Below are 22405 nucleotides of genomic sequence, written 5' to 3' on the forward strand. Positions count from 1 at the left end.
ACTGTATGGAGACGGAGGGTCGCTCAATCTGTCGCGAAAGCCCGTGTTGAGGGGGTTTTGGCTTTCTTTGGTGTGGTGAATATGGTATAAAGCGCGCCCTGATGGCAAAGCAGCTCTTCGAGACTGGTTTGTCGTCAGGATAAACTACTTATATGAATGTCACACATATACCGGCACATCGTTCTGGGTGCTTCTTGTTTTTTCTTTGAAAATCAAGAGGTTGAGCGGTGGGGTATATGGAGGCTCAACCCAAGGAAACTCAGTTATGCCAAACGTAAGCATGCGCGATATGCTGCAAGCCGGTGTCCACTTCGGTCACCAAACCCGTTACTGGAACCCGAAAATGGGCCAGTACATCTTCGGCGCTCGCAACAAGATTCATATCATTAACCTGGAGCACACTGTTCCTGCGTTTAACGATGCTCTGCAAATTGTTCAGCAAATGGCCTCTCAAAAGAAGAAGGTCTTGTTTGTAGGTACCAAACGTGCCGCTTCCAAGATCATCAAAGAGCAGGCAGAGCGTTCAGGTCAGCCATTCGTTAGCCACCGCTGGTTGGGTGGTATGTTGACCAACTACAAAACCATCCGCGCTTCCATCCGTCGTTACCGTGAGCTGGACGCCCAGTCCGCCGATGGTACTTTCGACAAGCTGACCAAAAAAGAAGCCCTGATGCGCACCCGCATGAAAGACAAGCTGGAGCTGTCTATCGGTGGTATTAAAGATATGGGCGGCCTGCCTGACGCACTGTTCGTTGTTGATGTTGAGCACGAGCGTATTGCTATCCAGGAAGCCAACAAGCTGGGTATTCCAGTAATCGGTATCGTTGATACCAACAGTGATCCTGCCGGCATTGATTACGTTATTCCGGGTAACGACGATGCTATCCGTGCAGTTAAGCTGTACGTGACCGCCGTTGCTGATGCTTGTCTGGAAGGTGCTGCTAATGCGCAGAACGCTCCTAAAGCCGGTGAGTACGTAGAAGAGCAAAACGACCAGGCTGCAGCTGAGTAAGTCGCAGTTTGTCATATTGCCCGTTTAATGTGTTAAGCGGGCGGCAAAAAAGGGGGCGGGGCCCCCTTTTTTGGAATTGAATCGTCGAATTATCAAGAATTACTGAAAGAGGATATTGTCATGGCAGCTGTTTCTGCTTCTATGGTTAAAGAACTGCGTGAGCGTACCGGTCTCGGCATGATGGAGTGTAAAAAAGCTCTGAAAGAAGCCGACGGTAGCATCGATGTGGCTATTGAGAATCTGCGTAAGGCTTCTGGTCTGAAAGCTGAAAAGAAAGCCGGTCGTACGGCTGCTGACGGTGTTGTGGCAGTTAAAGTCGCTGAAGACGGTTCTTACGGTGTTGTGGTTGAAGTGAACTCCGAGACTGATTTTGCTGCTCGCGACGAAGGCTTCCTGGCGTTTGTAAATACAGCTGTTGAAGCTGCTTTTGCCGCCAAGAGTAACGATGTTGCGGCTCTGTTGGCAGATGGTCTGGAAGAAACCCGTCAGGCGCTGGTTCAGAAGATCGGTGAAAACATCGGTCTGCGTCGTGTAGAGGTTGTCGAAGGTGGTGTGTTGGGTGCTTACGTACACTCCAACAACCGTATCGCGGTTATTGCTCAGCTGGAAGGTGGTTCTGAGGAAGTGGCAAAAGACGTGGCTATGCACGTTGCTGCGGTTAACCCTCGCGTTGTAAATACTGCTGACATGCCTGAAGAAGAAGTGAACAAAGAAAAAGACATCATCAAGGCTCAGCCTGATATGGAAGGCAAGCCAGAGAATATTGTTGAAAAGATGATGGTTGGTCGTATCAACAAGTTCCTGAAAGAAAACAGCCTGACTGAGCAGCCGTTTGTGAAAAACCCTGAAGTTACTGTGGGTCAGTTGGCTAAAGATGCAAGTGCTACCATCACCAGCTTTGTGCGTTTCGAAGTGGGTGAAGGTATCCAGGTTGAAGAAGCTGACTTCGCTGCAGAGGTTGCTGCCCAGGTTGCTGCCAGCAAGCAGTAAGCTGACGGCCAGGGCTGCTTTATGATGCTGTGTTGTATCATGAGGCTATTAAAAAGGCGGGGGTGATACCTCCGCCTTTTTGCTGTTACACTTTCTGGAATTTATGCGAGCGTTGGTTCGGAGGATAGTTATCCCGGCTGGCGCTCAGCTGCATGCCTGTGAGTGGCGTGCACCAACTTTAACCTCTTAAGCTAACCCTATGTCGGAGATGGCGTTGATGGCGATGAACCCTGGGCGGGACAAGAAATACAAGCGTATTCTGTTGAAGTTAAGTGGTGAGGAGTTGATGGGGGCTGAGGGGTTCGGAATTGACCCCAAAGTTCTGGATAAAATGGCTCTTGAGATCGGACAGTTGGTCGGTATCGGAGTTCAGGTTGGGCTGGTTATTGGTGGTGGCAACCTGTTTCGCGGTGCCGCTCTGAGCAAAGCCGGTCTGGATCGGGTCACTGGTGACCATATGGGCATGCTGGCGACCGTTATGAATGCACTGGCGATGCGCGATGCGCTGGAGCGCAGCAATATTTCTTCCCGGGTGATGTCTGCTATCCCCATGAGTGGGGTTGTTGACCACTACGATCGCCGTAAAGCGCTGCGCTTTCTGGAGCAGGGCGAGGTCGTTATTTTCTCCGCCGGTACCGGCAATCCTTTCTTTACCACAGATTCGGCTGCTTGCCTGCGTGGCATTGAGGTTGAGGCCGATATCGTGCTGAAGGCCACCAAGGTAGATGGTGTCTACAGCGCTGACCCGATGAAAGATCCCTCGGCTACCCGCTATGAACGTCTGACCTATGATGAAGTTCTCGATAAAAAGCTGGGTGTCATGGATCTGACCGCCATTTGCCTGTGTCGTGAGCAGGATATGCCATTGCGGGTTTTCCGAATGGACAAGCCGGGCGCGCTGCTTAAAATTGTCAAAGGCGAAAACGAAGGTACCCTGATCGAAGAGGCTGTGCCAGTCAGCTAACCGATGAGTGTGTCGGTTGTATTGGGTATAATCAGGTAATAAATCAGTAAGTTTCAGAGGATGCGAGAGCATGATCGAAGATATTAAAAAAGATGCGCAAGAGCGTATGGGCAAAGCTGTTGATGCTTTGGGCAACAATTTCAACAAGATTCGTACGGGTCGTGCTCACCCGAGTATTCTGGATGGCGTCACTGTCAATTATTACGGTGCAGATACTCCTCTGTCTCAAGTGGCTAATATTTCCGTGCTGGATGCCCGTACTCTCTCGGTCAGCCCGTGGGAAAAGCAAATGACGCCCGAAATCGAAAAAGCCATCATGAAGTCCAGCCTGGGACTGAACCCAGTGACTACGGGCGACTTGATGCGCATTCCTATGCCACCTCTGACTGAAGAAACCCGTAAGGGCTACATTAAGCAGGCTCGCGGTGAGGCGGAAAATGCTCGCGTCTCAATTCGTAATATTCGTCGTGACGCGCTGGGTGACGTGAAGGATCTGCTGAAAGAGAAAGAAATCAGCGAAGACGATGATCGTCGTGCGCAGGATGATATACAGAAGATTACCGACAAGTTTGTGGCTCAGGTTGATACCGCTCTGGCTACAAAAGAAAAGGATCTGATGGAAATCTGATTCTGGCAGTCTGTTTCGGGCGGCCCACTCCTGTTTTGGCAGGGTGGGCCGTTTTGGGTTTACAGGGATGGTATTGCTGGCAGTTAATAACAACGAAAATGGTCTGAGGGCGAGCAGTGGCGGTGATTTCTCTATTGTGTCGCTTGCATTACCGCTGTCTCAGGGTAGGATTACCCCCTTTGCAGATTGACGGGTCGGGAGTTGGGAGTGAGTGGTAACGCATTGCGCCATATAGCCATCATTATGGATGGTAATAACCGCTGGGCAAAGCAGCAGGGCAAGCCCGGTCCGCAAGGGCATAAGGCGGGTGTTGAAAAGATCCGCGAAGTGATGGAATCCTGCCGTCGTCATGATATTGAAGTGTTGACTCTATTCGCCTTCAGTTCCGAAAACTGGAAGCGCCCGCCCCTGGAAGTGGAAGCTTTAATGACCCTGTTTCTCAGCTATCTCAAGCGAGAAGCGAAGAAGCTAAATAAAGAAGGGGTTAAGTTGAAAGTGATCGGTCGTCGTGACCGGTTTAGCCCTAAAATTCAGAAGGCCATAGCCGAAGCTGAGTCCCTGGCGCAGGAAGGTGCCACTACTCTGGTGATCGCTGCAGACTACGGCGGTCAGTGGGATATGGCCAATGCCGCCCGGCAACTGGCTGAAAAGGTCGCCGCAGGCGAAATGACCCCCGATGAAATCACCACTGACAGCATTCAGGACCATATCAGTATGTCCGATTTGCCGGCACCGGATCTGTTGATTCGCACCGGCGGTGAGCATCGTATCAGTAACTTCCTCTTGTGGCAGGCCGCTTACAGCGAGCTGTATTTCTGCGATCTCTATTGGCCTGATTTTGACGCCAAAGCACTGGATGACGCCGTCGCTGACTTTCATCAACGTCAGCGCCGTTTTGGCAAGACGTCTGAGCAGGTGTTGAAACAGGGAGAGGCGAGTGCTTAAGCAGCGAGTCATTACCGCAATCGGATTGGCCCTGCTGTTTTTGGGTGTTTTGTTTTTTCTCTCGATCACGGGTTTTGCTTTGGCTATCGCCGCCGTTGTGCTGCTGGCAGCATGGGAATGGGGCAATATGGTCGGTCTTAAAGCTCAGTGGCAACGGGTTGCCTACGCCCTTGGCGTGGCGGGCGCGATGGCGCTGGCTGGCGGGTATACAGAGTTTTTAGCGGGCGATGTTCTGAATGAGGCATCGGTGCGGACGGTATTATTGGTCGCATGCACCTGGTGGGCGGTGGCGTTGTTGTGGGTGCAAGGATACCCTTCCAGTTCGGTGCTGTGGGCGCACCCTGTCGTTAAAATCCTGATGGGTTTTCTGGTGCTTGTGCCAACCTGGCTGTCGCTGGTTTTCCTGCGCAGTGAGCCTTCAGGGGAATGGCTGATCCTGTTGGTGGTTCTGGTGGTTGTCTGTGCCGATATTGGCGCCTATTTCAGCGGCAAAACCTTTGGTAAGCGCAAGTTGGCTCCCGAAGTCAGCCCCGGCAAGTCCTGGGAAGGCTTTTGGGGTGGCTTTATCTGTTGCTTGTTGCTGGCGTTGATTGTGGGCTTTACCTTTGGCGGTGGCTGGATGCTGCTGGCGGTGATCGCGCCGACCGCCCTGGCATCGGTGCTGGGCGATCTGTTGGAAAGCATGGTGAAGCGCCAGCGCGGTCTGAAAGACAGCAGTCAGCTGCTGCCCGGCCATGGGGGTATTCTGGATCGCGTGGACAGCATCACCGCGGCAGCCCCGGTATTCGCTCTGGCCGTTTTGTTGAGTGGCTGGCAAGTGCAGTGAGCGCATGATTCTACCTGCTCTGACTGGCGATAATTACCGAGAGATTCTTTTTTGATGAAGCAAAACTTAACCGTCCTCGGGTCTACGGGCTCTATTGGGGTCAGCACGCTGGATGTCGTGTCTCGTCATCCTGAGCGCTATAGCGTCTATGCCCTGACGGCCAATACTCAGGCTGAAAATCTTGCGGAGCAATGCCTTCGCTATCACCCGCGGTTCGCAGTTATGCGCGATGAACAAGCGGCTGAGCAGCTGGAAGGCCTCCTGCGCGCAGCGCAATGCGAGACTGAGGTCTTGGCTGGAGAGTCTGGCCTGGTGCAGGTTTCGGCCGCGGCCGAGGTGGATGTACTGATGGCCGCCATTGTTGGCTCTGCGGGACTGGAGCCGACGCTGGCGGGCGTCCAGGCCGGAAAAAAAGTGTTGCTGGCGAATAAAGAGTCGCTGGTCATGGCCGGGGGCCTGTTTATGGCCGCCGTCCGAGACTCCGGAGCTACCCTGTTACCCATCGACAGTGAGCACAATGCCATTTTCCAGTGCCTGCCAATGAGCTATCAAGGCATTGAGGCGGCGGGCATTCGTCGCATCCTGTTGACGGGGTCCGGAGGGCCTTTTCGCGAAACCCCGCTTGCTGACTTAACTTCTGTGACCCCGGATCAGGCCTGCGCGCATCCAAACTGGTCGATGGGGCGGAAAATCTCGGTGGATTCCGCCACCATGATGAACAAAGGGCTCGAGTTTGTGGAAGCCTGCTGGCTGTTTGATGCCAAGCCGGAGCAAATCGAGATCGTGGTGCACCCTCAAAGCGTCATCCATTCGATGGTAGAGTACAGCGATGGCTCGGTACTGGCGCAGATGGGCAACCCCGATATGCGTACACCCATTGCACATGCATTAGCGTGGCCGGAGCGTATTGAATCCGGTGTGGCCAGTCTGGACTTTATGGCAACCTCGCGACTCGATTTTGAGGCTCCGAGTTTTGAGCGTTTCCCGGGACTGCGCCTGTCCATAGAGGCCGCTAAGGCGGGCGGCATCATGCCTGCGGTCCTCAATGCGGCCAATGAGGTTGCTGTGGAGGCTTTTTTGGATGATCGGGCCGGTTTTACCGATATCCCGCGGGTTATTGAATCGGTACTCGAGAAAACCAGCCAGTTCGAACCCAACGATCTGGCTGTGGTCAAAGAGGCCGATACGCAGGCGCGTGAATTAGCTTCGGCATTGATCCGTTCGCTTTAGTTGTTTTTCTGCAATATTGAGATGGGGCAGAGCTGGCTCCCCGCTAGCGGGCGGGATAAACTGGGCGCTGAACTGAATGGTTTGAACGCTGAATTTGATGTCGTATGGATGAGGTGCTGGCGAAGGCTGCACGGCGACCTGAGTAGAGGTTTTACTGGTGGATAATATTCTGACAATCGTGTGGTTTCTGGTCGCCCTTGGCGTACTGGTGACGTTTCACGAATTTGGCCACTTTTATGTGGCGCGCCGCTGTGGCGTGAAAGTTCTGCGCTTTTCCGTCGGCTTCGGCAAGCCGTTATACACCTGGCGAGGCAAAACCGGCACCGAGTACACCCTGGCCTGGATCCCGCTGGGTGGTTTCGTAAAAATGTTGGATGAGCGTGAAGGCGAGGTGCCTGAAGAGCAGTTGGAGCAGGCCTTCAATCGCAAGAGTGTCTGGCAGCGTATGGCTATTGTGGTGGCGGGGCCGCTGGCCAATTTCATTCTCGCGGTTCTGTTGTTCTGGGTTATGTTGATGCCAGGAACTACCGATATCGCGCCCGTTATCGGCAAAGTCGAAGCGAATTCAGTTGCCGCGGAAGCCGGATTGGAATCGGGTCAGGAGATACTCTCCGTCGATGGTCAGAGGATCAATACCTGGCAGGATCTGACACGTCAGTTGATGCGCCGTCTGGGTGAGTCCGGCACCATCACGTTTACCGCCAAGTATCAGAACTCCAGCCTCGAATACCAGTCGGAAGCGACTCTGGATAAATGGTTGCAGGGTGAAGAAGAGCCCGATCCTACGCAGGGGCTGGGTATAACCTTGTGGCAGCCGCCGTTTGACGCGTTGCTGGAGCAGGTGATGCCAGACAGTCCAGCGGAAGCAGCCGGTTTGCAAGCCGGAGATTTGCTGTTGGCGGCAGATGGTCAGGCGCTGGATGGCTGGAAAGGGCTGGTGGAATATGTTCGGGCGCGCCCGGGTGGCACCATGCAGCTTGAATATGAGCGCGACGGAGAGCTGCAATCCACCACCCTGACCGCGCGTTCTGTCGAGGCTGAAAACGGTCGTCAAGTGGGCCAAATCGGAGTAATGCCGGTGCGTCCCACATGGCCTGAGTCCATGTTACGCAAGCAGGAGTATTCCCTGGCCGGAGGTTTTGTTAAGGCGGTTCATAAAACCTGGGAAACTTCTGGCTTTGTTTTGTTGTCTCTTAAGAAGTTGATTCTTGGGGAAATTTCCACGAAAAACTTGAGTGGGCCCATCACCATTGCTAAAGTGGCGGGCGCCTCAGCCAAAGCCGGCATGAGCTATTATGTAGGCTTTTTGGCGCTATTGAGTATCAGTCTGGGTGTTTTTAATCTATTGCCGATTCCGGTGTTGGATGGGGGGCATCTCTTTTACTACCTGATTGAGGCGGTAAAAGGCAGTCCGGTACCCGAAAAAGTGCAAATGGCCGGATACCAGGTTGGTCTGGTGATGGTTATGGGGTTGATGGTTCTGGCTCTCTACAACGATGTTATGCGTCTTTGACGGTATGTCTGTTTGAATGAATGTCAGAGCCCTTGATTCAGTGACTTTACAGTTTTGAGCTTCAGCCTGCTTGGTGGGGGAGTTCCTGTTGTGTCGTTATGTGTATCGCGGGATGCTTTTTGCCCGTGAATAGTGGTTTATTGCTTACACACAGGAAAATCACTCAGGCAGGTCGGTGTGAATTGCCCGCTAACCTATTGTCGAACAATAAAACTAGAACTCAGTATATGATGCGTTTTCGCCTACTTTTTATCAGTCTTATCCTTTTACCTCTCACTGTCTTCGCCCAAAGTTTCAGGGTTAATGATATTCGCCTGGAGGGACTGCAGCGCGTCTCGGCCGGGACAGTCTTTGCGGCGTTACCCGTCCAGATTGGTGAAACCATGGACTCAGTGGCTATTCGGGATGCCACCAGAGCACTGTTCCGCACTGGATTCTTTGAAGATATCCAGATGGGACGTGATGGCAATGTACTGGTCATTACAGTCGAAGAGCGTCCAGCCATCAGCGAGATTGAGATTGATGGTAACAAAGCCATCAAAACTGAAGATCTGATGAAGGGAATGAATGACAACGGGTTGTCCGAAGGTCAGATTTTCAAGCAGGCGACACTGGAAGGGCTGACTCAAGAACTGGAGCGTCAGTATGTCGCTCAGGGTCGCTACAGTGCGACGGTTGATGCGCAGGTGATTGAGCTGCCTCGCAACCAGGTGAAATTAAAAATTGATGTGGATGAAGGCTCTGTCGCCTCCATCAAGCACATCAATGTTGTGGGTAACAAAGCCTTTAGCGATGAAGAGCTGGGCGACTTGTTTGAACTGAAAACTACAGGCTGGCTGTCCTGGCTCAACAGTAATGACCGCTATTCCAAAGAAAAGCTGACCGGTGATTTGGAGCGTTTGGAGTCTTACTACCTCGACCGTGGTTATTTGAAATTTAGCATTGATTCCACACAAGTTTCTTTGAGCCCTGATAAAGAAGCGGTTTATATCACCGCGAATATTACGGAAGGCGATATCTATACCGTCAGTGACGTAGAGCTGGCGGGTGATCCGGTCGTGCCGGAAGAACAGGTCAAACGTCTGTTCCTGCTTCGTAAAGGACAAACCTTTTCTCAAGTATTGATGACCACCACTTCGGATTACATTACCCGTCGTCTGGGCAACGAAGGTTATACTTTTGCTGAAGTTCGCGGCATTCCTGAACTGAATGAAGAAGACAGCACAGTAAAAGTGACCTTCTTTATGGATCCGGGTAAGCGCGCTTATGTGCGTCGTATCAATTTCCGCGGTAATACCAAAACGTCAGATGAAGTCTTGCGTCGTGAAATGCGCCAGATGGAAGGTGGCTCTGCGTCTACTGCCCGTATCGAATCCTCCAAGGTTCGTTTGGAGCGTCTGGGCTTCTTTAAAGAAGTGACGGTTGATACCAAAGAAGTACCGGGAACCTCTGATCAGGTTGATGTGGATTACACCGTAGAAGAGCAGCCGTCCGGCAGCATCGGCGCCAGTCTGGGTTTTGCTCAGGGTTCGGGTCTGGTTCTGGGTGCCAACATTCAGCAAAACAACTGGTTCGGTAGTGGTAAGCAAGTTGGCTTTAATGTCAGTACGTCTACTTACCAGACCGTATACAGCTTTAATTACACCGACCCATATTTTACACCGGATGGTGTGAGTCGTGGTTTCAACGTGTTCTACCGCGAGCGGGATTTTGAAGAGGTTAACGTATCCAGCTATACCACGGACTCTTTCGGCGGGTCGATGAACTTTGGTTATCCGATCTCAGAGACTGAGCGTCTCAACTTCGGGCTGGGTTTCACCAATATTTCTATCGAAACCGGCGATTATGCGGCGAAAGAAATTATCGGTTCTCCACGCTTGTTTGAAGATGATTTTTATCAGCAGGACTATATCGACGAATCAGTCTATCAGGGGCTGAGCAGTAGTCTGGTTGGTCCTACCGATCCGATTTTTCCTGTGACGGACTCTGAATTGGTGGCGTCTCCAGATGGTTGGATCGATGAAAACGGCGATGATTTCAATATCTTCAATGTGAATGCCAGCTGGCGCCAATCGACACTGAACCGTGGGCGACTCGCAACTCGAGGTTCTTCACAGTCTCTGTCTGTGGAGCTGAGTCTCCCTGGTGGTGATTTGGAGTACTACAAATTCACCTACTCGGGTCAGTACTTCCAGCCACTGACCAAAAGTCTGACCCTGCGTCTGCGCACCAAGTTGGGTTATGCTGACTCTTACGGGGACACCACAGAGTTACCATTCTTTGAGAACTTCTACGCCGGTGGCTTTGGTTCTGTGCGTGGCTTCAAGCGTAATACCCTTGGGCCTCGTGCGACTCCGGCAGAAATCTACAGAACAGCTGCTTATGACAATAACGGCGACGGCGATGTTGATTCCTTTATTTACCGTAGAGGCTCCGACGGCAAGTTGATTACCCAGACTCTGGATGACGATGACGATCCATTCGGTGGTAATATCCTGATTGAAGGTAGTGCAGAGATTCTGTTCCCAATGCCATTTATTAAGGATCAGCGTTCTTTGCAGTCGGCGTTCTTCATTGATGCAGGTAACGTGTTTGATACCAGTTGTGGCGAAGGTCAGCTCAACTGCTTCAAACCGGATCTTGGCCAGCTGAGTGTGGCTGCCGGTGTAGGTGTGACGTGGATTACCGGGTTTGGTCCATTGACCTTCAGTATTGCCAAAGCCCTGAAAGAAAATGAATACGACGATACCGAGTTCTTCCAGTTCTCACTGGGTACCGCCTTCTAAGTATTATCAATGTGTACCAGGGCCGTTTGAGCGTTTTTCACAATTAATTCAGTAGCCAGCGGCCATATTTAAGTTAAAGAACATCAAGGGAGTCACAACGTGAGCCATATTATGAAGAAGTTTTCCATTGTCCTGATCGCGGTCATGTTTTCCGCGTTTGCCACAGCAGAGGGCAAGGTTGCCGTATTTAACATGCAGGCGGCTATCGTGAACACCGACATGGCCAAGAAACGGTTGCAGTCACTGGATGCCAATCCGGACTTTGCTGCGATGAAAGCCAAGTTTGAAAGTCTGCGCTCTGATCTGGTCAGCATGGAGAAAGATGCGCAGACCAATGGCATGACCTGGACTGCGCAGCAAAAGGCAGAACAGCGTAAAAAAGCAGAGTACAAAAGCGCTGATTTGAAACTGGCCGCCGAGAAGCTGAAAGCCGAGCGCAACGAAGTGTTGCAACAAATCATGCAGCAAATGGCTCCCAAGGCGAAAGAAGCTCTGGAATCTATCGTAAAATCCGGCGATTACAGTTTGGTGCTGGATAGCAGTGTCGCCTACTGGGCTGACAAAGGTTATGACATTACGCCTGACGTGACTAAAAGACTGAATAAGTAATGCCGCTAAGCCCGTTTATGTACTTTTTACATGGCGGGCTTTGATTTCTCTCCCCTCTGTCATATTGCAGCGCCCCTGCTGAGAGCTGATTGTTTGGCTTGATGACTCCGTTACGGTCTCCTCTAGTCGTTCGCAGTGCACATTATTGACAGCATAAATTAAAAGGCCCGCTCTGATTGGTGCATATTCCGGCGGAGCTTGTTAACATTCCCCCCAACTTTCAAATCGCCTATCCAGCGGGATACCCATGACTTCGAATCGTGTATGGACCTTACGGGCTTTGGCTGACTTGATAGGCGCTGAGCTGCAGGGTGATGAGAGCTGCGAAATTGCAGGTCTTAATACATTACAGAGTGCGGGTTCGGGCGAATTGGCATTTCTGGCTAATTCCGCTTATCAAAAGCATCTACAGATCACATCTGCCACAGCCGTGATTTTAAAGCCTGATATGGCCTCGGCCTTTAGTGGCAACAAGCTATTATTGGATAATCCCTACCTGGGATATGCAAAGCTGACTTCGTTGTTCGATCCTGCGCCGGTAGCTGAGCAGGGTGTGCATCCGACGGCATTTGTTGACCCTACCGCAGAGTTGGGTTCTGGGGTCAGTGTGGGGCCCAATGCCAGCGTGGGAGCTGATGTAATCCTGGCCGATGATGTTGTTGTCGGGGCTGGTTGTGTGATTGGTGACAATACCAGTATCGGTCGCGGGTCTCGTTTACACGCCAATGTAAGCGTTTATCACGGCGTGACAGTAGGAGCTGACACCACGCTTCACAGTGGCAGTGTGATCGGAGCAGATGGTTTTGGTTTTGCGCCTGGGGCAGAAGGCTGGGTAAAGATACATCAGCTAGGAGGCGTTACCATCGGTGATCGGGTTGAGGTTGGAGCCTGTACGACCATTGATCGGGGAGCGCTTGATGATACTGTGATTGCTGATGGTGTGATTATTGATAATCTGGTCCAGGTCGCTCATAACGTCAAAATTGGCGAAAATACCGCTATAGCTGGCTGTACTGGTATTGCAGGCAGTGCCACGATTGGACGAAACTGCACTATTGGCGGGGCCTCATGCATTAAAGGTCATCTCACCATTGTGGATGGTGTCAATATCAGTGCGACCTCCTTTGTAAACAAGTCAATTTTGGAACCCGGTTCCTTTTCGTCGGGGACGGTGGCAACCGCCACCAAAACCTGGCGAAAGAATGCCGTTCGGTTTGGGCAGCTTGATCAGATGGCGGGCCGTCTGACTGCTTTGGAAAAAGTGTTTGCTTCGCATAACGAAGACAAGCAGTAATATTTAGGACGAGACCCATGATGGATGTCAGAGAAATTCGCGAGTATTTACCGCATCGCTACCCGTTTTTGTTAGTAGATCGTGTTGTTGAGTTGGTTGAAGGTGATGTGATCCATGCCTACAAAAACGTCTCAGTGAACGAAGATGTATTTAATGGTCATTTCCCACAGGCTCCCATTTTTCCGGGTGTGATGATCGTCGAGGCGATGGCTCAGGCTGCGGGCATTCTCGGGTTTAAAACCTTGGGCAAAAAGCCAGCAGATGGTTCAATTTATTTGTTTGCCGGAGCTGATAATGTGCGCTTTAAGCGTCAGGTTATTCCCGGTGACAGGCTGGATCTGGAAGCCAAAGTGGTATCTGAACGCCGTGGTATCTGGAAGTTTGAGTGTCGTGCTACAGTAGAAGGCACTCTGGCTGCATCAGCAACCATTCTGTGCGCTGATCGCGTCGTATAGCAGAGCTGTGTAAGGCTTTGTGGAAATTGGGCGCTGCAAAAGGAACCTCCATTGATTGATCCAAGAGCTATTATAGATCCTTCAGCCAGACTGGCAGATGATGTCAGTGTTGGTCCGTGGTCTGTTATTGGTCCTGACGTTGAACTTGGCCCGGGCACCATAGTTGAGTCCCATGTGATTATCAAAGGGCCAACCCGCATTGGTAGCAATAACCATATCTTTCAGTTTTCCTCCGTGGGCGAGGCGACCCCTGACCTGAAGTACAAGGGCGAAGAAACTCGTCTGGTGATTGGTGATAACAACGTTATCCGCGAAGGGGTTACCATTCACCGTGGCACGGTGCAGGATCGCAGTGAAACCACGATCGGCAATGACAATCTGATCATGGCGTATGTCCATGTCGGGCACGACAGTGTTATCGGCAATCATTGTATTCTTGTCAACAATGCCGCGCTGGCGGGACACGTGCACATTGGTGATTGGGCTATCCTCGGTGGCTATACACTGGTTCACCAGTTTTGCAGTATAGGTGAACACTGCTTTACCGGTATGGGCAGCGCTATTGGTAAGGATGTACCCGCTTACGTCATGGTAACGGGCAGTCCGGCAGCCGCAAAAAGCATCAACTCAGAGGGGCTGCGTCGCCGCGGATTCACCAAAGATGAAATCGCGGTAATCAACAAGTGCTTTAAGCTGGTTTATCGCCGTGGCCTCACGGTTGATGAAGCTCTGCAAGAGCTGGAACAGCTGGCGGTGAATTGTGAGCCGGTTAATTTACTGATCGAATCACTGCAGGGCTCTACCCGCGGTATTGTGCGGTAGTAACTGCTGGCCAGAGTCTAATCGTAGGCTCTGGCGACGTTATCAATGACGTTTATATTCCATAGCTTTACACTCCCCAAATAACTCCCTATGAGCAGAACCCCTGGATGAGCAAAATCTCTGGCGCTACCGCATCTCCACTGGTTGATGGACCTGTCCGCATTGGCATTGTGGTGGGTGAGGCTTCTGGCGATATTTTGGGAGCCGGTTTGATGGCAGCTTTACGTCGACGTTACCCCAATGCGATTTTTGAAGGCATTGGCGGAGAGCGGATGTTGGCTGCAGGCTTCAACAGTTTTTTCCCCCAGGATCGGCTTGCGGTCATGGGGTTGGTGGAACCGCTTAAGCGCTTGCCGGAGCTGTTGCGCATTCGTAAGTCTGTGATTAATCATTTTATTGATAATCCTCCGGATGTGTTTATCGGGATCGACTCGCCTGACTTCAATCTGACTATTGAAGAAAAGCTTAAAGCGCAAGGCATCAAAACAGTACATTACGTCAGCCCTTCCGTGTGGGCCTGGCGGCAAAAGCGCATCGTAAAAATTGCCCGTGCTGTGGACTTGATGTTGACGTTGTTGCCTTTCGAGGCGAGCTTTTATGAGCAGCATCAGGTACCGGTATGTTTTGTGGGCCATCCATTGGCTGATGAGATCCCACTGCAGCCGGATCAGCCCGGCGCTCGGAAACAGCTGGACATTGCTCCGGATGCGAAAGTGATGGCTTTGATGCCTGGCAGTCGCGGAGGCGAAGTGAAGTTGTTGGGGCCGGTATTCTGGCAGACGGCACGATGGTGTTTACAGCAGGATCCATCGCTGCAGTTTATTGTGCCGGCAGCCAACTCCCAGCGCCGAGAGCAAATAGAGTTACAGCTGTCTGAGCTGGATAAATTACCTATCACAGTGGTGGATGGACAGTCCCATACGGTGATGGCGGCGTCCGATTGTGTTCTGATGGCCTCGGGAACCACTACACTGGAAGCGATGCTGTTGAAGCGTCCGATGGTGGTTGCCTACAAGTTTGCCTGGTTGTCCTATGTGATACTGAAGCGGTTGGTGAAAAGCCCGTATTTTTCTCTGCCCAATTTGTTGGCTGAAAAAATGCTGGTACCTGAGATTCTTCAGGATGATGTCACGCCTGAAACGCTGGGTCAGTCTATGATGAAATACTTCGCTGACCCGCAGCAAACTGAAGAACTGCAGCAACAGTTTACCGATATTCATCAGCGTATTCGCTGCGATGCCAGTGAGCGCGCGGCTGGCGCTATTCAGGCGTTAATCGCCCCTTAGCCGATCGACCTCTAAATCACATTCAGGAATGACTATGGAACCGTTTATCAGCTGTTATACCGGCCTGTTGGGCGCTGGCGTGGATGAAGTCGGGCGTGGCCCGCTAGCGGGCGATGTGGTGACGGCAGCAGTCATTCTCGATCCGGAGAATCCCATCGAAGGACTGAATGACTCGAAAAAACTGACCGAGAAAAAACGGGACAGGCTGTTTGACGAGATTCAGCAGAAAGCGAAGAGCTTTTGCATTGCCCGCGCCAGTGTGGCGGAGATCGATGAGTTGAATATACTGCAGGCCAGTCTCTTGGCGATGAAGCGTGCGGTAGAAGGCTTGCCGATTCAACCTGAACACGTTTGGGTGGATGGCAATAAGATCCCTCGCTGGAGTTACGAGGCCGAAGCGGTCGTCAAGGGCGACAGCCGTGTGGCCGCCATCAGTGCGGCATCAATCTTGGCGAAAGTGACTCGTGACCGGGAAATGGTAGCTTTTGATGGTATCTACCCTGGCTACGGATTCGCAGGGCATAAAGGCTATCCGACCAAGGTTCATATGGAAGCGGTTGATCGATTGGGGGTGACTCCGATACACCGGACGTCCTTTGGGCCCATTAAGGCCAAATTGGAACAATTGGCTCTGTTTTAAAAGTTTTAGCTTGCGGATTCGCCGTTAAAACGGTGTATTCTTGTGCCAGTCGAGTCGCCGAACGGCTCATCAGTGACGTTATTAAGCAGACCGTCAAGTTTATCCAGGGGAGGTTTTCGTATGGCAGGGACTAAAGTGTTAATCAGTAATATCGAAGTGGTACCGGGTAAGCGGATCACTCAACATCTCGGTCTGGTTCAGGGCAGCACCGTACGGGCAAAACACGCCGGTAAAGACATCATGGCAGGCTTCAAGAATATCTTTGGTGGCGAGCTGAAAAGTTACACCGATCTGTTGCAGGAATCCCGTCAGGAAGCGATTGATCGTCTGACTGAACAGGCAGAACATCTCGGTGCCAATGCGGTGATTAATGTGCGTTTTGCCACTTCGACCATTGCCGCGGGCGCCTCCGAAATTTTGGCGTACGGCACAGCCGTGGTGCTGGAGGATCGCTGATGGGAGCCCTTATTCAGCTGGGAGTGTTTGTCTCTTTGCTGTTGTGTGGTTATGTCTTCGGTCGCTTTGCGGAACGCAGACACTACAACAGTATATGTCAGCGGGAAGATGAGCTACGCCATATTGTGGTGACGACTGAGCGGATGCCCGAGCCTGAGTTGATGCGCTATCGATTCAATCTGGTCAGCGGCAACGTGGTGATTTCAGTGGATTATTTCAAGGTGGTCGCGGCGGGTCTGCGCAGTCTGGTTGGCGGTCGTATCAGCTCCTACGAATCCTTGCTGGATCGCGCACGTCGCGAAGCGCTGTTACGCATGCAGGCCCAAGCCCATGAGCAGAATGCAGAAATGGTCATCAATACCCGATTTGAGACCAGCCGAGTCTCCGGTAACGCGGGGAAGGGAATTGGTTCCATGGAGGTTCTGGCTTACGGAACGGCCCTGATACCGCCTTCTTCTGCAAGCTAAACTGTCCGTCACCCACCGCGTTCAACATTGAGGAGCGTCGATTTGGCCAGCAGGCTGCGCAGCAATCCCAAATTTCCTGAAGGGATTAACCGCTCCAATGAGCATCCGCTGAAAGAGTTTGCGTGGCTGTTGGCAGGCGTCACCGTTGCACTGATGATTGCGGTATTTACCCTCAGCTTGTTGGTCGGATGGTTGGCGCCATCCATTCCCTTCCGTTGGGAGCAGCAATTGACAGGTTGGTATGAGCAATCGCAAAACGAATCTATTTCTCAAGACTCCACCCACGGAGCGTCACCGCTGCTGGATGGCGCCGAGCAGGCCATAGAGGAGCTGGGAGCCACTCTTGTCGCGACTCAAATGGCTGTTGACGGGGCGGTGGATGATGAAATTCAGTACCACTTCCATCTGTTGTCAGACCCGAGTCCGAATGCCTTTGCCACGCTGGGCGGCCATATCTTTGTCACCACTGGATTGCTTCATCAGGTACACAGTGAAAACGCACTGGCGATGGTGATGGCCCATGAGATGGCTCACATTTCAGCGCGTCATCCTGTGCAGGCGCTCAGCCGCGGAGCTCTGTTGCAATTTCTGATGTTGATGATTGTTGGAGGGCAGGGGGCCGATGCGGTTTCCGGGGTTCTTGGGCAGGCGGGGCTGCTGACCGTCCTTAGCTTCAATCGCGATATGGAGCGGGAAGCGGATGGTTCCGCCATGGATCTATTGCTGGCTCATTATCATCACCTTCAAGGCGCTGATGAATTCTTTCAGAATATGCTGAATCGGCATGGGGACATTCGCTGGAGTGAGTGGGCTCAAACTCACCCGGGTGTTGGAGAAAGGCTGGCGAGTATTCAGAGTCGCAGTCGTTCCGGTGAAACCGACGATCAACTGACGCCACTGGATCAGCGTCTGACGGCCTGGTTACAGTGGGACTCTGATCAGAAAACAGAGGAAGTTTTACCTGCTTCAAACTGATCAGAACTGTTCAGTCATAGACGCTTAAAAAACCATAAATACTTAAAAGTCATAGACGCTCAAATTCCACGGCGTATTGTCCGGGGATGATCCGTCCCTGAAATATTCGTGTGCGTGGGTAGCGTTCTTTCAGTAGTTCCAGCAGTTCGCGTTTGATGGCTGCCGGTGTACAGGCGCCAAAGTAAACGGCGTTCACTTCACTGGGTTCAAATGGCATGTCGGTGTACCAGTCCTGAGCGGGTCTGCCGGCATCCCCCACCACTTCGCGCAATTTGTGAAAACATCTCCACTCGTCTTCGGCAGAGCAGTGTGGAGGCTTGTAGGTAAATTTGGCTTCAAAATATCCTTGAGGTTCGGAATAGTCCTTTGCCACATAGGGTTCGCCCCCCATGATGACGGACATCTCTTCCCTCAGCGTTGAAATCTCGGGGCGTGCTCCGCGGTAGTCCATTTTCACCGGGTGAGGATGCGTGGTGAACTCGCCCACCTGAAAGCGTATGGCGATGCCCTGATGTTGTTCGGCGAATTGTTGCCAGGCGATCAGGTTGTCTGCCTTGCCGCTGAAGCTGCAAATACGTAATGAACGCGCGTATGAGCGCCAGTCACTCATCAACTCTTCCAGAACGTTCAGGCGTTGATCCACCACTCGGGAGAGCAGTTCCTTCAGTACGTCATAGGCTTCTTCGGGCGAGGCAAAGCGTTCTTCCTTGCGCCAGCGCCGAATGGCATTGATCAGTGGTGTGCTGCCCCTGGGGTCATCTTTTGCAAAGATCATGGCGGTGGCCATTTTTATGGCTGCCTGAAGAAGCATCTGAGGCTCAAAGTTCAGGTGTGATTCGTGGTTCAGCTCAAAGGGATCCTTGAACAGATGGGGAGAGCTCCAGCGCAGGGCGCGAGCTTCCAGAATCCGCTTGCCGCTGGCGGCACCGCAATATTTGACCAGAGTTTCCGGGGATTGTGAGGCCACTCGTTATTACCTTTTATAACCAAATCATTGATAGCTATGCTATCGGCAGGGAGCGAAAATCTTTGAGCTTTCAGTGAAGCAAGCCTCAAATTGCGATGGTGCAAAGGCGCTGCCAGAGATACAATAAGCCCCGTTTTTCAACCGCGATCTTGAGGAATATCATGGATTTTACCGGCGCACATATCTTGTCTATTAAGCAATTTGAGCGGGCGGATATTGAGCGGGTGTTCAAGGTCGCTGACTCCATGGAGCCCTACGCCCAGAGGCGTCGTGTGACTCGTGTCCTTGAAGGCGCCATTCTTGGCAACATGTTCTTTGAACCCAGCACCCGGACTCGGGTCAGCTTTGGCTCAGCGTTCAATCTGTTGGGTGGGGAAGTGCGGGAAACGACCGGTTTCAAAAACTCTGCTATTGCCAAGGGTGAGTCACTCTACGATACCGCTCGCGTGCTTTCAGGTTACAGTGATGTGATCTGCATGCGTCATCCAGAGTCGGGTTCTGTGGCCGAATTTGCTGGGGCCAGTCGGGTTCCTGTGATCAACGGCGGTGACGGTGCCAATGAGCACCCCAGTCAGGCTTTGCTGGATCTGTACACCATTCGCAAAGAGCTGGCCGATCGAGGCCGTTCTCTGGATGGGTTGCGTATCGCCATGATCGGCGACCTAAAGCATGGGCGTACCGTGCACTCCCTGTGCAAGCTTCTGTGCCTGTTTGATAATATCCATGTGACTCTGGTATCACCGCCGGAGTTGGCGATGCCTGAGGCGGTAACCGAAAACATGCGTGAGGCGGGGTTGAAAGTGGTGGTGTCGGAAGATCTGGCGCACGGCATTGGCCATGTCGATATCGCTTACGCGACTCGTATTCAGGAAGAGCGGTTTACCTCCAAAGAAGAGGCCAATCTCTACAGGGGCCGCTTCCGTCTTAACCAGGCTATTTACACTCAGTACTGTGAGCCGAATACGGTAATTATGCATCCGCTCCCCAGAGATTCACGGGAGGATGCCAACGAGCTGGATAACGACTTGAACCTGAACCCTAATCTGGCGATTTTCCGGCAGGCGGATAACGGCGTACTGGTGCGTATGGCGCTGTTTGCTCTGATTCTGGATGTCGTGGATCAGGTGGATGCCTGCGCTCGCGACGTGAACTGGTACTCCGGCAGTCGCTAATTGTTTCTGATTCCAGATTCTTTCTGATGACTGCTCTGCACAATTACAGTTCGGAGCGGATGCAAAACCACAGCAGGCAGTGAGTATTCGGCGCAGCGTTTACGGAGTTGCTGTTTTGGTAAGAGTGCACTTCCCCACGGCTTAATGTGCCGTCACCATCGCTGTCATATGTACTGAACAGACCGACAAAAGAAGCGTATTCGGCTTCGCTGACCCTGCCATTCTTGTCCTCATCCAGCTTGCTGAAACGTTTTTTCAGCAGAGCCTGACGTTTTGCCTGATCAATGGTTTCGTATTCACCAAAGCTGATGTGGCCGTCGCGGTCATGATCCAGTTGAACGAACAGCGACTTTTTCTTTTCTGATACTTCTTCCAGTGTGATCGTCGTGTCGCCGTTGAGGTCATATTTCGCCAGTAGCCAAGGCTGCTGTTGTGTATGCTGCGAAGATTGAAGCTGAGAAGATGTGAGCTGTATGGAAGGGGGCTGAAGAGGCGATGTGTCAGCCATCAGGCCCTGAGAGACAAAACCGGTGAGCCAGATAAGGCCGGCGGCAGCCAGGTGTGCTGTGCCTTTTAAGCTTTTCATGGTACATCCCCCAAGATGATATTTCCCCAACAGGACATTTGTTAAAGCAGCGTGTTGTCGGAATTTTTTGTGACTGGCCAAGTATTTTTGATAACAGTTTAGGGGGGCGTGTTGGCGCGTACTGCAACGTTTATCACAAAATCAGACTTTTTCTGGTCTCGAACGGGAAGAATGTAGACTTTACGCTCAAGCTTTCCAGGCGCATATAGCAAATTGCTATCAATTCGATGGAGGGCGGGGCTTAAGAAAGGTAGGGCTGGATGTATTCAATGACGTGTTGCGCGCTTTCGGGTGTGGGTAATACTCGATCGGCACCTGCCTGCCGCGCTTGTGATACCAAGTCGTCACCTTGGGAGTCTGACATCAACAGTATGGCTTGTGGCTTGGGGGGCTGTGGTTGATCTGGTTGATGTGATTGATCCAGCTGACGGAGTTGCTCACAGACTTTGATACCAGCCATGTCGGACAGATCCATACCCAGCAACAACAGTTCAGGTTGCAGACTTTGAGTCAGCTCCAGACACTCCTCGCCAGATTCCGCGGTCACAATGTTGAACAGTGGGCGCAGTTGCGTGCTGATCATCTCCAGCAGCTCATGGTCATGGTGAGCGACGAGCAGGGTTTTGTCGTGACTGGTTTCTTCCTTGCTGACACGGTTTCGTCCCAGCGTTTTGGCGCGATAAAGCTGATTGTCTGCCTGCTGTATCAAGTCACTCAGTTTGCTGCGGTTGGTTTGTTGGCAGGTAGCGATACCGGCACTGGCCGTAACAACAGTGGCCGTCGCAGAGGACTTGTGAGGAATCTGTAATTCAAAAATTGCACGGCAGATGTTTTCACCCACCAGTGTGGCGCCATCAAGGTCGGTATTGGGAAGCAGGGCAATAAACTCTTCCCCGCCATAGCGGGCGAGAAGATCCGTCGGGCGTCGCAAGCTGGACTGCACTGCGTCTGCGACTTTTTTCAGGCACTCATCACCGACGGGATGACCGTAGGTATCGTTGAACTGTTTAAAGTGATCAATATCCAGCATCACAATCGATAGCGGCTTCTGTTGGCGTTTGGCCAGTGCCCACTGTTGTTCTGCCAATTCGTTAAACGTGCGGCGATTGTAGAGGTAGGTGAGGCTGTCCCGCTGGCTCAGAATTTCGAGCTGATCGTTCATGGCGCGCAGCTGGTTTCGCATGCCGACAATGCGTTGCATCGCCCGGATTTTGGCTTTTAAAATGATGGGACTGACAGGCTTGGTGAGGTAGTCGTCGCCGCCGACTTCAATACCTTCTTCGACACTCTGGTCATCTGTCTTGCCGGTGACGAAAATAATGGGAACCCAGTGCTCGCCCAGCCATTCACGCATCAAGCGGGTGGTTTCAAAACCGTTTAGCCCGGGCATTTCCACGTCCATAATGATCATGTCAAAAGGCGTGTGCTCGATCATCTGCAGTGCCGCTTCGCCGCTGGAGGCGACGACAGGCTCGTGGCCGGCATCGCGGATATAGCCGCTCATGGCATACCTAAGGGTCGCGCTGTCCTCCACCAGCAGTATCCGCAGTGTGGTGGCTGGTGAATTTTTAGAAGGGCTATACATGGCAGGTATGACTATCCATTAGCTGTCAGGCTATCTAATAGAGCTTTGCTTTCTGTTGGAAATTGGCTTCCTATTAGAACTTTTTTCCTATTAGGGCTTCCCTTCGTCATGTAGATCATTGCTTTCTCATGGCGTTTTACGTGACATCACTTTACCCCAATACCCGCGGGGTGCAAGGCGTTTTGGCTTCAATGCAG

Annotated in this window: 22 protein-coding genes; 19 read left to right on the forward strand and 3 right to left on the reverse strand. The window is 52.0% G+C overall.

All coding sequences use genetic code 11. The features are described 5' to 3' along the window. Positions 1–265 precede the first annotated feature (265 nt). From rpsB to ACTG33_RS04075, 18 genes are all read left to right on the forward strand, one after another. Complete coding sequence (rpsB, locus tag ACTG33_RS03990; RefSeq protein ID WP_439133895.1) at positions 266–1012, forward strand: 30S ribosomal protein S2; 747 nt, start codon at positions 266–268, stop codon at positions 1010–1012. A gap of 120 nt (positions 1013–1132) precedes the next feature. Beyond that, positions 1133–2002, forward strand: coding sequence for a translation elongation factor Ts (gene tsf / locus ACTG33_RS03995; protein ID WP_439133896.1), 870 nt, complete (start codon positions 1133–1135; stop codon positions 2000–2002). Positions 2003–2225: 223 nt separating this feature from the next. Then, positions 2226–2966: a UMP kinase gene (gene pyrH / locus ACTG33_RS04000; protein ID WP_439133915.1), complete on the forward strand. Its 741-nt coding sequence runs from the start codon at positions 2226–2228 to the stop codon at positions 2964–2966. A gap of 70 nt (positions 2967–3036) precedes the next feature. Continuing rightward, positions 3037–3594 (forward strand): ribosome recycling factor, encoded by a 558-nt coding sequence (gene frr / locus ACTG33_RS04005; protein WP_439133897.1) that lies wholly within the window; start codon positions 3037–3039, stop codon positions 3592–3594. A 243-nt stretch (positions 3595–3837) separates the two neighbouring features. Further along, positions 3838–4539 (forward strand): polyprenyl diphosphate synthase, encoded by a 702-nt coding sequence (gene uppS / locus ACTG33_RS04010; RefSeq protein WP_439133916.1) that lies wholly within the window; start codon positions 3838–3840, stop codon positions 4537–4539. After that, positions 4532–5365 carry a phosphatidate cytidylyltransferase gene (locus ACTG33_RS04015; protein ID WP_439133898.1) on the forward strand — a complete coding sequence of 278 codons (834 nt, stop codon included), beginning with the start codon at positions 4532–4534 and terminating at the stop codon, positions 5363–5365. Before uppS ends, ACTG33_RS04015 begins: the two co-directional genes overlap by 8 nt. 54 nt (positions 5366–5419) lie before the next feature. Further along, positions 5420–6595, forward strand: a complete 1176-nt coding sequence (gene ispC / locus ACTG33_RS04020) for a 1-deoxy-D-xylulose-5-phosphate reductoisomerase (RefSeq protein ID WP_439133899.1) — start codon at positions 5420–5422, stop codon at positions 6593–6595. 157 nt (positions 6596–6752) lie between these two features. Next, entirely contained in the window at positions 6753–8108 is a 1356-nt protein-coding gene (gene rseP, locus ACTG33_RS04025) for an RIP metalloprotease RseP (protein WP_439133900.1), read from the forward strand. A gap of 230 nt (positions 8109–8338) precedes the next feature. Beyond that, positions 8339–10894 (forward strand): outer membrane protein assembly factor BamA, encoded by a 2556-nt coding sequence (gene bamA, locus ACTG33_RS04030; protein WP_439133917.1) that lies wholly within the window; start codon positions 8339–8341, stop codon positions 10892–10894. Between the two features lie 99 nt (positions 10895–10993). Then, positions 10994–11503: an OmpH family outer membrane protein gene (locus ACTG33_RS04035; RefSeq protein ID WP_439133901.1), complete on the forward strand. Its 510-nt coding sequence runs from the start codon at positions 10994–10996 to the stop codon at positions 11501–11503. A 247-nt stretch (positions 11504–11750) separates the two neighbouring features. After that, positions 11751–12797 carry a UDP-3-O-(3-hydroxymyristoyl)glucosamine N-acyltransferase gene (gene lpxD, locus ACTG33_RS04040; RefSeq protein ID WP_439133902.1) on the forward strand — a complete coding sequence of 349 codons (1047 nt, stop codon included), beginning with the start codon at positions 11751–11753 and terminating at the stop codon, positions 12795–12797. 17 nt (positions 12798–12814) lie between these two features. Next, a complete protein-coding gene (fabZ, locus tag ACTG33_RS04045) occupies positions 12815–13252 on the forward strand; it encodes a 3-hydroxyacyl-ACP dehydratase FabZ (protein WP_439133903.1) in 438 nt (145 codons plus the stop codon). 51 nt (positions 13253–13303) lie between these two features. Then, complete coding sequence (lpxA, locus tag ACTG33_RS04050; protein ID WP_439133904.1) at positions 13304–14074, forward strand: acyl-ACP--UDP-N-acetylglucosamine O-acyltransferase; 771 nt, start codon at positions 13304–13306, stop codon at positions 14072–14074. A 107-nt stretch (positions 14075–14181) separates the two neighbouring features. Then, positions 14182–15360, forward strand: coding sequence for a lipid-A-disaccharide synthase (gene lpxB / locus ACTG33_RS04055; RefSeq protein WP_439133905.1), 1179 nt, complete (start codon positions 14182–14184; stop codon positions 15358–15360). 34 nt (positions 15361–15394) lie between these two features. Then, complete coding sequence (gene rnhB, locus ACTG33_RS04060; protein WP_439133906.1) at positions 15395–16000, forward strand: ribonuclease HII; 606 nt, start codon at positions 15395–15397, stop codon at positions 15998–16000. A gap of 120 nt (positions 16001–16120) precedes the next feature. Further along, complete coding sequence (locus tag ACTG33_RS04065) at positions 16121–16456, forward strand: YbjQ family protein (RefSeq protein ID WP_439133907.1); 336 nt, start codon at positions 16121–16123, stop codon at positions 16454–16456. Next, a complete protein-coding gene (locus tag ACTG33_RS04070) occupies positions 16456–16923 on the forward strand; it encodes a YbjQ family protein (protein WP_439133908.1) in 468 nt (155 codons plus the stop codon). Before ACTG33_RS04065 ends, ACTG33_RS04070 begins: the two co-directional genes overlap by 1 nt. Before the next feature lie 42 nt (positions 16924–16965). Next, positions 16966–17898: a M48 family metallopeptidase gene (locus ACTG33_RS04075; protein WP_439133909.1), complete on the forward strand. Its 933-nt coding sequence runs from the start codon at positions 16966–16968 to the stop codon at positions 17896–17898. Between the two features lie 49 nt (positions 17899–17947). Here the strand turns inward: ACTG33_RS04075 and ACTG33_RS04080 are convergent, their stop codons facing one another. Further along, positions 17948–18865 (reverse strand): DUF2971 domain-containing protein, encoded by a 918-nt coding sequence (locus tag ACTG33_RS04080; RefSeq protein ID WP_439133910.1) that lies wholly within the window; start codon positions 18863–18865, stop codon positions 17948–17950. Between the two features lie 161 nt (positions 18866–19026). Here ACTG33_RS04080 and ACTG33_RS04085 point away from each other — a divergent pair, with 161 nt between their 5' ends. After that, positions 19027–20037, forward strand: coding sequence for an aspartate carbamoyltransferase (locus ACTG33_RS04085; RefSeq protein WP_439133911.1), 1011 nt, complete (start codon positions 19027–19029; stop codon positions 20035–20037). 43 nt (positions 20038–20080) lie between these two features. On the opposite strand, the gene ACTG33_RS04090 is transcribed toward ACTG33_RS04085, so the two are convergent. Continuing rightward, positions 20081–20623: an EF-hand domain-containing protein gene (locus ACTG33_RS04090; RefSeq protein WP_439133912.1), complete on the reverse strand. Its 543-nt coding sequence runs from the start codon at positions 20621–20623 to the stop codon at positions 20081–20083. Positions 20624–20864: 241 nt separating this feature from the next. Next, positions 20865–22208 (reverse strand): diguanylate cyclase, encoded by a 1344-nt coding sequence (locus tag ACTG33_RS04095; protein ID WP_439133913.1) that lies wholly within the window; start codon positions 22206–22208, stop codon positions 20865–20867. Positions 22209–22405 lie beyond the last annotated feature (197 nt).

Source organism: Pseudomaricurvus sp. (assembly GCF_965662505.1).
Classification (GTDB): domain Bacteria; phylum Pseudomonadota; class Gammaproteobacteria; order Pseudomonadales; family Cellvibrionaceae; genus Pseudomaricurvus.